The organism is Pseudomonas sp. LG1E9, from assembly GCF_003290225.1.
Lineage (GTDB): Bacteria > Pseudomonadota > Gammaproteobacteria > Pseudomonadales > Pseudomonadaceae > Aquipseudomonas > Aquipseudomonas cyclaminis.
Genome location: NZ_CP029983.1, coordinates 1,501,835 through 1,516,752, shown reverse-complemented (window position 1 = coordinate 1,516,752; position 14,918 = coordinate 1,501,835). Strand labels below are relative to the sequence as shown.

The following is a 14,918-nucleotide window of genomic DNA, read 5'->3' as shown; positions in this document are numbered from 1 at the left end:
CACAAAAAAAATACACCCTAAGCGCCTTAAGCACCTTGAGCACCTTAAGCCGTGCCCTCTTCCTTGCGATGCGCCCACTGGTACAACGCCGGCAACACCAGCAAGGTCAGCAACGTCGAGGAGATAATCCCGCCGATCACCACGGTTGCCAGCGGCCTTTGCACCTCAGCCCCGGTGCCGGTGGCCAACGCCATGGGGATAAACCCGAGGGACGCTACCAGCGCGGTCATCAACACGGGGCGCAGTCGGGTCAGCGCACCCTCGGTGGTCGCCACCGACAACGAACGCCCTTCCTCGCGCAGGTTGCGGATGAAGGCAATCATCACCAGACCGTTGAGCACCGCCACACCGGACAACGCGATAAAGCCCACTCCCGCCGAGATCGACAGCGGAATATCCCTGAGCCACAAGGCCATGATCCCACCAGTCAACGCGAACGGAATCCCGGTAAACACCAACAGCCCATCCTTGAGGTTGTTGAACATCATGAACAGCAAGCCGAACACCAGCAGCAGCGCCACCGGCACCACGATGCGCAAGCGCTCGGAGGCTTCCTTGAGCTGTTCGAACTGGCCGCCCCAGGAAGTCCAGTAGCCCGCCGGTACTTTCACTTGGCCGGTGATCGCCGCTTCGGCCTCTGCCACGAACGAGCCAATATCGCGCCCGCGCACGTTGGCGCTGACGATCACCAGGCGCTTGCCGTTCTCGCGGCTGATCTGGTTCGGGCCGAGCACCAGGTCCAGGCTGGCAACCTGGGACAAGGCAATAAAACCCAATTGCCCGGAGGCCTGCGCCGGCAGCGGAATCAGCAACCGTGACAGGCCGTCGATATCGGTGCGCAGCGCGTCGGACAAACGCACGACCATGTCGAAACGGCGGTCGCCTTCATACAACGTACCGGCCTGGCGCCCACCGACGGCCACCGCGAGGGTGTCCTGCACATCGCCGACATTCAGGCCAAAACGCGCCGCCTTGTCGCGGTCGATATTGATGGTCAGCACCGGCAAACCGGCGGTCTGTTCCACCTTCACTTCTGAGGCGCCATCGAGCTTCTGCAAGGTCTCGGCGATTTCCCCGGCAGTCTTGTTCAGCACCGCCATGTCATCGCCAAACACCTTCACCGCCACGTCACTGCGTACTCCGGAAATCAGCTCGTTGAAGCGCAGTTGGATCGGCTGCGACAGCTCATACGCACTGCCCGGCACGATCGCACTGGCGCGCTGGATATCGGCGATCAGCGCCTCGCGGGACTTTTTCGGATCGGGCCATTGGTCCTTCGGCTTGAGCATCACGTAGCTGTCGGAAATATTCGGCGGCATCGGGTCGGAGGCAATTTCTGCGGTGCCGGTGCGGGCAAATACTCGCTCGATTTCCGGCACCTGGGCCATCAACACCTTCTCAAGCTGCTGCTGCATCTGCACCGATTGCGTGAGGCTGGTGCCAGGCACGCGCAGGGCCTGTTGGGCGAAGTCGCCTTCGCTGAGGCTGGGGATGAATTCACTGCCCATGCGGCTGGCCACCGCGCCCGAAGCGACGATGCTCAACAGTGCCAGACCGAACACCAGCGCACGTCGCGTCATCACCCAATCCAGCACCGGCGCGTACACCCGGCGTGCGCTGCGCATCACCAGGTTCTCCTCTTCCTTGACCTTGCCGGTAACAAACAGCGCAATCGCCGCCGGTACGAAGGTCACCGACAGAATCATCGCGCCGAGCAAGGCGATCACCACGGTGAAGGCCATGGGGTGGAACATCTTCCCGGCCACACCGGTGAGGGCGAAGATCGGCAGGTAGACGACCATGATGATCAACTGCCCGAAGATCAGCGCACGCCGTGCTTCCTTGGCGGCGGCAAACACTTCGTGCAGGCGCTCGCTGCGAGTCAACAGACGGCCATGGCGCTGTTGCGCATGGGCCAGGCGGCGGATGGCGTTCTCGACGATCACCACCGCGCCGTCGACGATGATGCCGAAATCCAGCGCGCCGAGGCTCATCAGGTTGGCGCTGACTTTGTGGGTGAACATGCCGGTGAAGGTGAACAGCATCGCCAGGGGAATCACCATTGCGGTGATCAACGCCGCGCGGATATTGCCCAGGAACAGAAACAGCACCGCGACCACCAACAGCGCGCCTTCAAAAAGGTTTTTCTTGACGGTGGCGATGGCTTTTTCGACCAGGTTGGTGCGGTCGTAAACGGTGACGGCCACCACGCCCTGGGGCAGCGAACGGTTGATCTCTTCAAGTTTTTTCGCCACGGCCTGGGACACGCTGCGGCTGTTTTCACCGATCAACATGAACACCGTGCCCAGTACCACTTCACGGCCGTTTTCCGTAGCGGCGCCGGTGCGCAGCTCGCGTCCGATGTCGACCTGGGCCACGTTGCGCACACGAATTGGCGTGCCGTCCGCAGAGGTGATGACGATGTTGGCGATGTCATCGATGGATGCCAATTGCCCCGGTGCGCGGATCAGCAATTGCTCGCCACTGCGCTCGATATAACCGGCGCCGACGTTGGCGTTGTTGCGTTCCAGCGCGGTGACCAGATCGCTCAAGGTCAGGTTGTAGGCCGCCAGGCGCTTGGGATCAGGGGCGATCTGGTATTCCTTGGCAAAGCCGCCAATGGTGTTGATCTCGGCCACGCCCGGCACGTTGCGCAGTTGCGGCTTGATGATCCAGTCCTGAATCACGCGCAAGTCTGTCGGCGTGTAAGGCGTGCCGTCATCCTTGAGCGCACCGTCGTTGGCTTCCACGGTCCACAGGAAAATTTCCCCGAGCCCGGTGGAGATCGGCCCCATCGCCGTTTCGATGCCACTGGGCAATTGCTCGCGGGCCACTTGCAGGCGCTCATTGACCAGTTGGCGGGCAAAGAACAGGTCGATGCCGTCCTTGAAAATCACCGTGACCTGGGACAACCCGGAGCGCGACAGCGAACGCGTCTGCTGCAAGCCCGGCAACCCGGCCATGGCCGTTTCAATGGGAAAGGTGATGCGTTGTTCGGTTTCCAACGGCGAAAACCCGGCCGCTGCGGAGTTGATCTGCACCTGTACGTTGGTGATGTCGGGCACTGCGTCGATGGGCAATTTCTGATAGCTGGCGATGCCGACACCGGCCATCAACAGCACCGCCAGCAGCACGATGATGCGCTGCTCGATGGCGAATTGGATAAGGCGCTCAAACATGGGGAATCACTCGCAGGATCAATGGGCGTGCTCGGCCGAGCCTTTGCCCAGTTCGGACTTGAGGATGAAGCTGCCGACCGTGGCCACTTGCTCGCCGGCGGCCAGCCCCTGGCGCACTTCGACGTAGCCGTTCTCACTGACGCCCAGCTCAAGGTGGCGGGTGATAAAACCGCCTGGCGTGCGCACGAATACCGAGGGCTTGTCCTCGACCGTCTGGATCGCTTCCTGAGGGATGGTGACCTTGGCCTGGGCGGTGTCCGTGGCCAGTTGCACGGTGACAAACAACCCTGGGCGCCAGGCGTCGTCCGGGTTGGGCACGCTCACGCGCACGGTGGCGGTGCGCGTCTGTTCGCCGAGCAGGCTGCCGACGTAGGCCACGGTGCCGCGCACGTCGGTGCCCAGTTCCGTGGAGCTGACGGTCACCGGTTTGCCGATGCGTACCTTGTTCAAGTCCTTGGGGAATACGCCGAAGGTGACCCACACCTGGGACAGGTCCGAGAGGGTGAAGGCGTTACTGGTTTCGCTGACGACCTCGCCAACCCCGAGGTGCTTTTCCACCACGACACCGGCGAATGGCGCACGCAGTTCGTAGCGATTGCCGCCGACCAATACGGCACTGCCACTCAGGGCGGTCATCTTCTGGCGGGCATTGTCGAGGGCGATTTCGGCCTCTTGCAGGGCCTGGCGCGCCAGCAGGTAATCCTGCTCGGCGGAGATCTTGTCCTGCCATAACTGGCGTTCGCGCTGGAAGGTGGTGCGCGCCAGTTCGACCCGGCGCTCGCTGGCGGCCAACTCGCTGCGCTGATCGGAAATCTGCTGGCTGGCGATTACCGCCAGCAGGTCGCCCTTCTTCACCGACTGACCGAGATTGACCTTCACCGACTCAACCACCCCGGCGGCACGCGGGACGATGTGGGAGGTGCGATCTTCGTCAAAACGTACCTCTCCCGGCAGCGTCAGCAAGGTGCTGATGGGCCGTGGTCGGGCCTGGGCGAGTTGAATGCCGGCGGCCTCGATTTGCTGCGCGGTGAGTTCGAGCGCACCTTCTTCTTCCTCGGCATTGGCCAGGCTGGACAGCATCAGGCCCAAGGCGACGGCAAGCGCCACGCCGTGTTTTCTATTCATAGGGGACTCCAGGAAAAATCAGAAGCGGGCGAGGTCGCCGTAAATCCGTTCGATGCGCAGCCAGGCGTCGGTGGCCTGGGCCGTGGCCGTGAGGTATTGGGTGCGCGCCGCGATCAGGGTGCGCTGGGCGTCGAGCACGTCGAGGAAGTTGAACTTGCCCATCTCGAAGCCACGGGTGGCGGCATCCACCGCACTTTGAGCGGCGGGCAGGATCTGCTGGTTGAGCGCGCGCACCTCCGTATTAGCGGCTTGCCACAGGTCAAGGGCCTGGCGGGTTTCGGTGCGCAGGCGCAGCTCAGCGGCATTGCGCAGGTCACGGGCCTGGTCGGCACGGCGGGTGGCGGCGAGCACGTTGCCCTGGTTGCGGTTGAACAGCGGGAGCGGCATCGACACGCCCACCAGGTTCACGCGCTCGCGCACACTGGCGTCGTATTGGCTGCCGATGGACACATCGAGGTCGGGAATGCGCTGGGTTTTTTCCAGGCTCACACTGGCCTCGCTTTGCTGAATGTGCAGTTCGGCCAGACGCAGCTCAGCGGTCTGCTCAAGGCGTGCCAGCAACTGTGCGGCTGGCGGCAGGGCCGGTGTGGATTGGCTTGGCGTGGCGACAGCGTCAAAGTCGGCGGCGGCGTTACCAGTGCTGGCGGCCAGCCGGCGATACGCGTCAGTGAGGCCGATCTGTGCGCGGTTGAGTTCCAGGCGGATTTGCGACAACTGCACCTGGGCACGGGTGGCTTCCACCGGTGATGTCTTGCCGGCGCTGACGCGGCCGTTGGCGACCACCAGACCGCGTTCAGCCAGGGCCAGTGAACGTTGCGCCAAGTCGAGGCGTTCCTGGGCGCGAAGGGCGGCGTAATAGCTGTCGATCACCTCGGTGCGCAGGGTGTTGCGGCGCTGTTCCAGGGTCAGCGCGGCGGCGTCCTGGGCGCGGCTGGCGACATCGATGCGCGCCCCACGCTTACCGCCCAGCTCCAGGGCTTGGCTGAGTTTGACGGTGGTGGTGCGAGAGTCGCGGCGAGTGTCTTCGGCGTCCCAGGACACGACCGGATTGGGGATCAACCCAGCCTGTTGGCGACCGCCCGCAGCGATGTCGATTTCCCATTGCGCGGCGGCCAGGTCCGGGTTGTTGGCGAAGGCGGTTTGCAGGGCGGAATCGAGGGTCAGGGGTTGCGCCAGGGCGGCGTTGGCAGCCGCCCACAGCAGCGTCGCCCCGACCAGTTTTTTAACGGAAATTGCCATAACAAGAGTTCCACGGCCATGAGGTCCAAGCGCAGGCAATGTAGCGCTCGCGACTTATCAGGGCGGTGGAGCAAAGATTACAAAATCGACAGCAAGGGCTCTGGCACTTCCGAGCGGGTCCTCAGGCAGCCAATGTGTGGCGCTTGCCAAACAGCGCCACACTCGTCACGCCCACCGCCCCCATCACCACGCAATACCCCACGCAGATCCACGGGCTGGTAGGCATCAGCGCGATCAGCATCAACGGCGTGGTGCTCGCCCACAGCGCGTAGGCAATGTTGTAGGTAAAGGAAATCCCCGACACCCGCACCTGGGCCGGAAACAGCCCGACTATCACCGACGGCACCGCGCCCACCACGCCGCAGCTCAAGCCCGCCACGGCGTACGCCGCGCCCAGCCACACGCCGCCATTGATCAGGCTGGCGTACAGCAACGCGATGCCCATTGGCAGCAACAGGCTGTAGACCAGCACCGCGCGCCAGGCGCCGATGCGGTCCACCAGCAGGCCGGCGAGGACGCAGCCGATGTTCAGGAACACGATGCCCAAGGCGCTCAGGGCGAAGGTGTGACTGGGGCTCATGCCGAAGGTTTTTTGCATCATGGTCGGGGTGATGACCACCAGGACCACCACGGCGGAGGTGAGCACGCAGGTGAGGATCATCGCCGGCAACAAGACGGCGCGGTGGTCACGCAGTACGGTACGCAGCGGCAGTTCAGCGGCGGCCTGGCGGCGGGCCTGCATTTCGAGGAACACCGGAGTTTCGCTGAGCCAGCGACGCAGCCATACGCCGATCACGCCGAACACACCGCCGAGCAGAAACGGAAAACGCCAGGCGTAATCCAGGATTTCGGCCGGGGTGAAAACTTGCGCCAGCAGCGTGGCGGTCAAGGCGCCGAGCAGGTAGCCGAAGGTCAGACCGGCCTGCAGAAAGCCCAGCGCGTAGCCACGGTGATTGCGCGGTGCGTGCTCGGCGACGAAGGTCCAGGCGCTCGGCACTTCGCCGCCCACCGCCGCACCTTGCAGCACGCGCAGCGCGAGCAGGATCAGCGGGGCGAAATAACCGATTTGCGCATAGGTGGGCATGATCCCGATCAGCAGGCACGGCAACGCCATCATCAGGATGCTGAGGCTGAACACGCGCTTGCGCCCCAGGTGGTCGGCAAAGTGCGCCATCAGGATTCCGCCCAGCGGGCGCGCCAGATAGCCGGTGACGAAGATGCCGAAGCTTTGCAGCAGGCGCAGCCACTCGGGCATTTCCGGGGGGAAAAACAGTTGGCTGAGGGTCAGCGCAAAAAACACGAAAATAATGAAATCGTAGATTTCCAGGGCACCGCCCAGGGCGGCCAGGCCCAGGGTTTTGTAGTCGGAGCGGGAAAAACGCTGCGCCTGTGAAGAAAAGGTGGCAGTCATGTTGAGGCTCGGCAGACAAACAAAATGGCGTGCAGGTTATGAGCTGAGCCGGTTGATGGCAATCGCCGCAGATATATTTGTTTTCCTCATGGATCGATGAAGATAACTGCATTCCCATATCAATGGCCGTGGAGGAACATGCGCGAAAACTGCCGCCCATAATAAATACAAGAGGTACGACCCGTGGCCGATGCTATCGAAGAAAGCCGCTATGCCCGATTTGCCCTGCGTTGCTCCAACTTCGCCGAACGCTGGTTCCCTGACTCGTGGGTGTTCGCCGCGCTCGCGGTGATCATCGTCGCCGTGGCGACCCTGGGCATGGGCGCAGCGCCCACCGAGGCCGCCAAGGCCTTCGGCGATGGGTTCTGGAGCCTGATCCCGTTCACCATGCAAATGGCGTTTGTGGTGATCGGCGGTTACGTCGTCGCCAGTTCGCCGCCGGCGGTCAAGCTGATTGACCGCCTGGCACGCATCCCGAAAAACGGCCGTTCAGCCGTGGCCTGGGTGGCGTTGATTTCCATGGTCGCCTCGCTGCTCAACTGGGGCCTGTCCCTGGTATTCGGCGGCTTGCTGGTACGGGCGCTGGCCCGGCGTACGGATTTGCGCATGGACTACCGCGCCGCCGGTGCTGCGGCCTACCTGGGCCTCGGTGCGGTGTGGGCGCTGGGGTTGTCGTCGTCGGCCGCGCAGTTGCAGGCCAACCCGGCCAGCCTGCCGCCGTCGATTCTGGCGATCACCGGGATGATCCCGTTTACCGAGACCATCTTCCTGTGGCAATCCGGCGTGCTGTTACTGGCGCTGATCGTGGTGTCGCTGATCATCGCCTACGCCACCGCGCCCGGCCCGAACAGCGCCCGTGACGCCAAGGCCTGCGGCGTCGACCCGGCCTTCAACCTGCCCAAGCCGCAAGCCCCGACGCGCCCCGGCGAATGGCTGGAACACAGTCCGCTGCTGACCATCCTGCTGGCACTGCTGGCGGCCGGTTGGCTGTTCCACGAGTTCTCGACCAAACCGGCGATCAGCGCCATCTCGGGGCTCAACACTTACAACTTCCTGTTCATCATGGTCGGTGCGCTGTTGCATTGGCGCCCGCGCAGCTTCCTGGATGCGGTGGCGCGGGCGGTGCCGACCACCACTGGCGTGCTGATCCAATTCCCGCTGTACGGCTCGATTGCGGCGCTGATGACGGTGGTGAAAGGCGCTGACGGCCAGACGCTGGCGCACCATATCTCGACCTTCTTCACCTCCATCGCCTCCCACGACACCTACGCGCTGCTGATGGGCGTGTACTCGGCGGTGCTGGGCTTCTTTATCCCGTCGGGCGGCGGCAAGTGGATCATCGAAGCGCCGTACGTGATGCAAGTGGCCAATGACCTGCAATACCACCTGGGCTGGTCGGTGCAGATCTACAACGCGGCTGAAGCGCTGCCCAATCTGATCAACCCTTTCTACATGCTGCCGTTGCTCGGGGTGTTGGGGCTCAAAGCGCGGGATCTGATCGGGTTTTCGTTTGTGCAATTGCTGGTGCACACGCCACTGGTGCTGTTTTTGTTGTGGGCGTTGGGGACGACGTTGACGTATCTGCCGCCGGTGATGCCATAGGGTACGGCGGTTGCTCTAATGCCTGTCTTCGTTCCGTCACATTGCATTGCTACCGTCCTGCGAAATATCTTGCAACAACTCGCCAGCAAGGACTCCCCGCAATGAGTGACGAGCACGAAGACCGCCCCGCCCCATGTTCCACATCCAATCCGCCGGTAGACAGCAGCCGGCGGCGCTTCCTGGGAGGCGCGGCTGTGTTGGGGGTGGGGGCGACCTTGAGTGCCTGCGGCCACACCAGTGACGCGCCGGGAAAACCTGCAGCACGGCCACTCACGCCCCAGGAATTGGACAAGGCCTTGCAGGACCAGGTGAAAACCGTGGTGGTGATCTATGCCGAGAACCGCAGCTTCAACAACCTGTTTGCGGATTTCCCAGGTGTTGAGAAACCGCTTTCCGCGCTGTCCGCAACCGACACCCAGCAACGCGACCGCGATGGCAGCTTATTGAGCACGCTGCCACCGGCCTGGGGCGGCGTACTGCAAGTCGGCCCGCAAACCGTGGACGGGGTGACGTACCCCAGCGAAGTGCAATTCCAGGAAAACCTGCCCAACGCCCCTTTCGACCTCAAGGGTCCGAGTGGCGAGGACCTGCCGCTGAGCCTGGTCACCCGCGATTTGTGGCACGTGTTTTACCAGAACCAGATGCAGATCAACGGCGGCAAGAACGATGGCTTCGTCGCCTGGGCGGATTCCGGCGGGCTGGTGATGGGCCGTTACGCACAAAGCCGTTATTCCCTGCGTCTGTGGGACGTGGCCAAGGAGTTTGTGCTCTGCGATAACTTCTTCCAGGGTGCGTTCGGCGGTTCGTTCCTTAATCATCAGTACCTGATCAGCGCCACGGCGCCGGTTTATCCGAATGCAGCCGCGTCGGTGGCCAAGGCGCAGATCGCCACGTTGCAAAGCGATGAACCGACCGACACCCGCCTCAAACCGCTCGAAAAATCCCCGGCCAGCGCCATGACTGGCCCGCCGCAGTTCGGCCCCAGCGCGCTGACCCCGGACGGTTTCGCCGTGAATACCCTGGCCCCGCCCTATTGGCCGACGTGGATTCGCGACCCGCAGAACCCGGATTACTCCAAACCCGACCTGCCCAACGTGCTGGTGCCGCAGACCCACGAACACATCGGCGACAAGCTGTCGAAAAAGAACGTCGACTGGGCCTGGTATGCCGGCGCGTGGCAGGCGACGCTGGATCAGTTCAAGGATTCGGGGGGCATTCCGAAGATCCCGAACTTCCAGTACCACCATCAGCCGTTCAACTATTTCAAAAAACAGGGGCCCGAGAACCGTGCAGAACGTGACAAGCGCCTGCGCGATGGCGGTTTGGGCGATGAGTCCAGCACCAATAAGTTTTTCGCCGATGCCCAGGCTGGCAAGCTGCCGGCCGTGAGTTTCTACAAACCCCAGGGCAACCTGAACATGCATGCCGGTTACGCCGACGTGGCCTCGGGCGACCGCCATATCGCCCGCGCATTGAAGGTGCTGCAGGACAGCCCGCAGTGGAAAAACATGGTGGTGATCGTCACCGTCGATGAAAACGGCGGCTGGTGGGACCACGTCGCACCGCCCAAAGGCGACCGCTGGGGCCCTGGCACGCGGGTTCCGGCGCTGGTGGTGTCGCCGTTCGCACGTAAAGGCACGGTGGACCATACGGTGTACGACACCGCGTCGATCCTGCGCTTGATCACCCGGGTCTTCCAACTGGAGACCCTCGACGGCCTCAAGCAGCGCGATGACGCGATGATCGCCCGCGGCCAGAAACCCATGGGCGATTTGAGCAACGCCTTGCAGTTCAACCTGTAGGTTTCTTATCCAATAGCGACACGCCCAGCGATTTAGCACGCGGTTTTCCTGGTCAACCGCTACTGTGAGGAGGTGGGCTTTCACCCCGCGCAGACGGGCTTTCGCTGACAAGGAATCAACTATGTTCAAACCGACCGGGCTTTCCCTCGTCCTGGCCGCACTGATGTGCAGTGCAGTCGTACACGCCGATGTCGACGTACCACTGGGTAGCACGCAACGGGTTACCCAGCTGTTCGCGTTCCCCAACAACTGCAATGTGATCTGCTTTCGTCCCTGGACGCTGGAGCAGACCGCCGAGCACTATCTGAACCAAAGCCTGGTGCGCGACGGTTACAGCCGCGCCAAGGTCAGCGTCAAGAGCCATGACGGCCAAGTCGTGGCAACCTTCAGCGGCGTTCCCGACAGCTATGGCCAACCCCTGACGACGTTGCTCAACACTGCAGACCTGGCTTACCAAGGCGCCAGCAAGCTCAACAGCGACGGCAAGTGGGCCTACAGCTGGTACCTGTTCCTGCCATTGGGCATGGCCCTGGAAAACCGTAAAAGTATTGAGCTGCTGCACTTCCCGCCGGACTATTCATTGACTCAGGCGCAGGATTACCTAGAGTCGAAAACCACGGATCGCTGGGCCGACTTGCTCACCAGCAACGGCGTGCCGGCCACCGAAACCCCGGCTTACCAGACCATCATCGATATCGCCCCCATCGCCGCCCCCTCCAACGCCGGCAAGGACTTGGAAGGCATCTACAGCTACTTCACCGACTACCAAACACGCATGGTCAAGGAACTGAGCCTGCTGCCCGACGGCTCGCTGCCAATGGTGGCGTTCGGCGCGCCGGTGCGTAACTGGATCAAGCAGCAGTACGGGCAAACCGTAGGCGTACTGGGTTTGGCGCAAATAAACCCAATCGAGGGCAAAGCCGTATCGGTACTGGGCGCCAACCACCCAAGCTATATCTGGTACGCCGCCGACCCCGAGACCTACGACGGCAACGAACAAAAGGCCGACGAGGCGGGCTTGAAAGTAATGGGCCAGGATCTCAGCGCCGCCTGCTGGCAGGCCGGGATGGGCCAGAAACCGGCCAGCGACCCGAATGTGCTGCTCAAGGCCTGCATGAATACCTGGCAGGTGACGCGCAAAGAGCAGACCTGTGAGTTGTTCTACACCTCGGTGCGCAAACTGAGCCCGGAGCAGGCCAACGCCAAGTGCGCCACGTCAGCGATCAAAACTCAGTTGAAACAGCTGAAGAACGCCGCTCCTGCCCCCCTGATCACGGAGCCTGCGTTGTAAAGCGCAGAAAAAAGAACCCGTTTCTACTGTCATATTTGACAGTAGAAATCGGATCCAACTTAAGCGAGTCTTGAGCCGCGCCCATCCGCTGCAAGACTGGCCGTCAGACACCACCCGCAGGTCGATGCAGCCTAACCAAGGAGAGTTATGAAAACTCAAGCCATGGATAAGGCTAGAACTGCTGCAAGTGAATGTTTATACCCGTTCAAGACGCTGCGAATTGAACAGGGCTACCCTTCGTCCGAGCAGTTCAAGGTCGTACGCACCGCAAATGACGCGGGAGGTGGCATCAAGGCGCGCACAGCCTTGGACGGCCGCACGCGCATTGCCATTGTCTCCGGCTACGCAGTGGGCGAACGACGCCTGCACACGCTGCAGTTGTCCCCGCGCATCCACTTGTACGACTGTTGGTTCTGCGGCCTCTTACAGCATTCGTGCAACCCGAATGTGTTCTTCGACACCACGTACCTGGAGCTCTGGACCGTGCAACCCATCGCCGCCGGTGCCTGGCTGACCCTGGACTACGCCAGCACTGAAGATGTGCTGTTCCGGCAGTTCGCTTGCCAATGCGGCGAGCTGAACTGCCGGGGCTGGATCACCGGCAGCCAGGAACCATTGAATGCCGAAGGCCAGGCCTTCATGGCCCGGTGGCGGATGCGTAAACGGCCTTAGGCTTCGCCCAGTGGACGCAGGCGGTATTGCGGCGGCAGTTGCTCGAAGCCACTGATGGTGGTGTTCAAGCTCTTCCAGCGGCCATCCTTGATGCCGTAGATGCAGCCGTGGATGGACAGGCTCTGCCCACGGTGCCAGGCGTTTTGCACAATGCTGGTGTGGCCGACGTTGGCCACCTGCTGAATCACGTTCAGCTCGCACATGCGGTCCACGCGCTCTTCTTCGGTCGGCAACTGGGACAGCACGTCGCGGTTTTCGTAATACAGGTCGCGAATGGTGCGCAGCCAGCCGTCGATCAGGCCGAACTGGCGATCCTGCATCGACGCCCGCACACCGCCGCAGCCATAGTGACCGGTGACGAGGATGTGTTTGACCTTCAGCACGTCGACTGCGTACTGGATCACCGACAGGCAGTTGAGGTCGGTGTGCAGCACCACGTTGGCCACGTTGCGGTGCACGAACAGATCACCCGGCAGCATGCCGACGATCTCGTTGGCCGGCACACGGGCGTCGGAGCAGCCGATCCACAGGTATTCCGGGGTTTGCTGGCGGGCGAGCTTGGCGAAGAATTCGGGATCTTCCTGTTTGATCGCATCCGCCCAGCGTTCGTTGTTATCAAGCAGGTCTTGTAGTTCGTTCATCAGGGAAAGCCTCAGGAATGATGCGCAGTTTTGTGACTGACAACCCATCGTCCAGGTCACGCGATGCGCAAATTAGCTTGAATCTTTGGCGCGCCGTGCCTGTCCACACACTATAAGCCCCACAGTATGAGGATTGGCCATGACTGAATCACGACGTCCCTACGGCGCTACCCAGCCCGAACCGATTGACGATAACGAAGATCGCATGGGGTCGATGCGCGAGTTGGATTTTGACGAAGAGGAACCGACGGCGGAGATCGGCGATGAGATCCCACGTCGTCAACGCGAGCAACTGATGCCCGCCGAACGGGTGCGTGAAGCCGGTCTGACAGGGGCTTCGACGGATGATCACGAGCCTACCGATGACGATATGAGCCCGGAAACCCTGATCCATGAGGATGGTGCGCGGGATGTCCGGGAGGAAGGTGAAGATAATCCTGCGGACTACGACCTGAGTATCGTGGATGAAGATGCGATTGGCGGCGGGAATGGGTTGGATGAGGCGGAGTTGGCCGATCTCGACCCGGTAGACGGCAACCGCTGAAGAAATGCGGTTCAACAAAATGTGGGAGGGGCTTGCCCCCTCCCACATGGGTTTCAACGTTTAGTCGACGAGGGTGCAGGCCATGACGACCGCATCTTCGCGACCACCGACAGCCGGGTAGTAATCCCGACGACGGCCAATCTCGTTAAAGCCATAGCGCTCGTACAAGCGAAAAGCGCCGGTATTGCTGTCGCGCACTTCCAGGAAACACTCCCGCGCCTTGGCCTCATAGGCCCGAGACATCAAGTGTTCGAGCAAGCTCAAGCCCAAACCACGGCCCTGGTTTTCCGGCTTGACGGTGATGTTGAGCAAATGCGCCTCGTCGAGGATGATCTGCACGACGCCATGACCCACCTGCTGCTCACCTTCAAACATCAGCCAGATCTGGTACTTGCCCAGCCCGTCCATAAAGATGCCGCGGGTCCAGGGATGGCTGAACGCCGCGTATTCGATTTTCAGCACGGCGTCGAGGTCAGCCTCGGTCATCGGGCGGAAGGATAAAGCCTCACTCATCGGTTGTTTTCCAGCGCGCCATCAGCCGGCGCATGGCTTGCCAGACATCAGCCTTACGCTGTGGCTCTTCCATTAATAATTCGAGGCCCGGCAGGGCCCATACCGAACCCAGGCCTTCGACCTGCAGTTCGCGGTACCAGGACTCGGCATTGGCCTCACCGGCAAACCGCACGGCGGGCAGGCCGATCAGCCACAGGCACACACAGGGTTCGTCTTCCAGGCGCGCCGAGACAAAGCTCTGCACAAAATCCCGCGCCGCTTCCGGGCCCTGGTCCATGGTGCCGCGCACCAACAGCGGCCAGCGCACCGGATCACCGACGATTTGCGGGCTGTCGGGCAAACCGGCGGCGCGCAGCATGTCTTTGAGCAACATATAAGCGGGATCGCGGGTCTGGAAACGCTCGCCGGTGGGCAATTCCACCAGTAGCAGGCAGCGCCCGGCGCGCAGCAATTGCAGGGCAAAGCGTGGCGGCGGCACTGCCGGGGTCTTGACCACCGGGGCCTGCGCCTCGGCGACCACGGGCTTGGCTATCGGCGACGGGCGTGGCACTTCGATCTTGGTGCGCTCGACCGCCGGGCGCGCCTGCGGCTGCGGCTTGACCACCGCCACCGGTGCGGCGGCCTCCTCGCCCGAGGTCTGGAGCGCCTCATCGGGCTCAAGCGCCTGTAGCAGCTCGGGCCGCGACGGCGCGGCAAACGGCAGTTCGGTGCGGGGCAGCCAGTTGACCACCTGCATGGCGGTCAAGTAAGCGCGACGTCGGGACTCGATAAGCACAGCTCGGCCACTTGTGGATAAGTAAAGAGCGGGGATTCTACCGCTGTTCGGTAACAATCGCCCACTGCGCACTGACCGGCTGTGGATAAATCCCCCGCTTGATGCAGTACAATCGCGACTTTTA

The 14,918-nt window shown here is 62.3% G+C and carries 12 protein-coding genes; 5 read left to right on the top strand and 7 right to left on the bottom strand.

Features of this window, described 5'->3' with window-relative positions; all coding sequences use genetic code 11:
• Positions 1–44: 44 nt before the first annotated feature.
• From DNK50_RS07070 to DNK50_RS07055, 4 genes are all read right to left on the bottom strand, one after another.
• A complete protein-coding gene (locus tag DNK50_RS07070; RefSeq protein WP_112193307.1) occupies positions 45–3,179 on the bottom strand; it encodes a CusA/CzcA family heavy metal efflux RND transporter in 3,135 nt (1,044 codons plus the stop codon).
• Between the two features lie 18 nt (positions 3,180–3,197).
• Positions 3,198–4,304, bottom strand: a complete 1,107-nt coding sequence (locus DNK50_RS07065) for an efflux RND transporter periplasmic adaptor subunit (protein WP_112193305.1) — start codon at positions 4,302–4,304, stop codon at positions 3,198–3,200.
• Between the two features lie 18 nt (positions 4,305–4,322).
• Positions 4,323–5,543 (bottom strand): TolC family protein, encoded by a 1,221-nt coding sequence (locus DNK50_RS07060; protein WP_112193303.1) that lies wholly within the window; start codon positions 5,541–5,543, stop codon positions 4,323–4,325.
• A 121-nt stretch (positions 5,544–5,664) separates the two neighbouring features.
• Complete coding sequence (locus DNK50_RS07055; RefSeq protein ID WP_112193301.1) at positions 5,665–6,954, bottom strand: MFS transporter; 1,290 nt, start codon at positions 6,952–6,954, stop codon at positions 5,665–5,667.
• A 183-nt stretch (positions 6,955–7,137) separates the two neighbouring features.
• On the opposite strand from DNK50_RS07055, the gene DNK50_RS07050 reads away from it, so the two are divergent.
• From DNK50_RS07050 to DNK50_RS07035, 4 genes are all read left to right on the top strand, one after another.
• A complete protein-coding gene (locus tag DNK50_RS07050; RefSeq protein ID WP_099583907.1) occupies positions 7,138–8,556 on the top strand; it encodes a short-chain fatty acid transporter in 1,419 nt (472 codons plus the stop codon).
• Between the two features lie 101 nt (positions 8,557–8,657).
• On the top strand, positions 8,658–10,358 hold the full coding sequence (gene acpA, locus DNK50_RS07045; RefSeq protein ID WP_112193299.1) for an acid phosphatase: 1,701 nt from the start codon (positions 8,658–8,660) through the stop codon (positions 10,356–10,358).
• Positions 10,359–10,479: 121 nt separating this feature from the next.
• Entirely contained in the window at positions 10,480–11,649 is a 1,170-nt protein-coding gene (locus DNK50_RS07040; RefSeq protein WP_099583905.1) for a hypothetical protein, read from the top strand.
• 147 nt (positions 11,650–11,796) lie between these two features.
• Positions 11,797–12,321, top strand: coding sequence for an SET domain-containing protein-lysine N-methyltransferase (locus DNK50_RS07035; RefSeq protein WP_112193297.1), 525 nt, complete (start codon positions 11,797–11,799; stop codon positions 12,319–12,321).
• On the opposite strand, the gene can is transcribed toward DNK50_RS07035, so the two are convergent.
• Positions 12,318–12,962: a carbonate dehydratase gene (gene can, locus DNK50_RS07030; RefSeq protein ID WP_099583903.1), complete on the bottom strand. Its 645-nt coding sequence runs from the start codon at positions 12,960–12,962 to the stop codon at positions 12,318–12,320. The two genes, DNK50_RS07035 and can, sit on opposite strands and share 4 nt — an antisense overlap.
• 139 nt (positions 12,963–13,101) lie before the next feature.
• Here can and DNK50_RS07025 point away from each other — a divergent pair, with 139 nt between their 5' ends.
• The gene (locus DNK50_RS07025; RefSeq protein ID WP_112193295.1) at positions 13,102–13,506 is read left to right on the top strand and encodes a serine kinase/phosphatase; all 405 of its coding nucleotides are present in this window, start codon (positions 13,102–13,104) and stop codon (positions 13,504–13,506) included.
• 60 nt (positions 13,507–13,566) lie between these two features.
• Here the strand turns inward: DNK50_RS07025 and rimI are convergent, their stop codons facing one another.
• Both rimI and DNK50_RS07015 read right to left on the bottom strand, forming a co-directional pair.
• Positions 13,567–14,019 carry a ribosomal protein S18-alanine N-acetyltransferase gene (gene rimI, locus DNK50_RS07020; protein ID WP_099583901.1) on the bottom strand — a complete coding sequence of 151 codons (453 nt, stop codon included), beginning with the start codon at positions 14,017–14,019 and terminating at the stop codon, positions 13,567–13,569.
• Positions 14,012–14,755: an SPOR domain-containing protein gene (locus DNK50_RS07015; protein ID WP_112193293.1), complete on the bottom strand. Its 744-nt coding sequence runs from the start codon at positions 14,753–14,755 to the stop codon at positions 14,012–14,014. Before DNK50_RS07015 ends, rimI begins: the two co-directional genes overlap by 8 nt.
• Positions 14,756–14,918 lie beyond the last annotated feature (163 nt).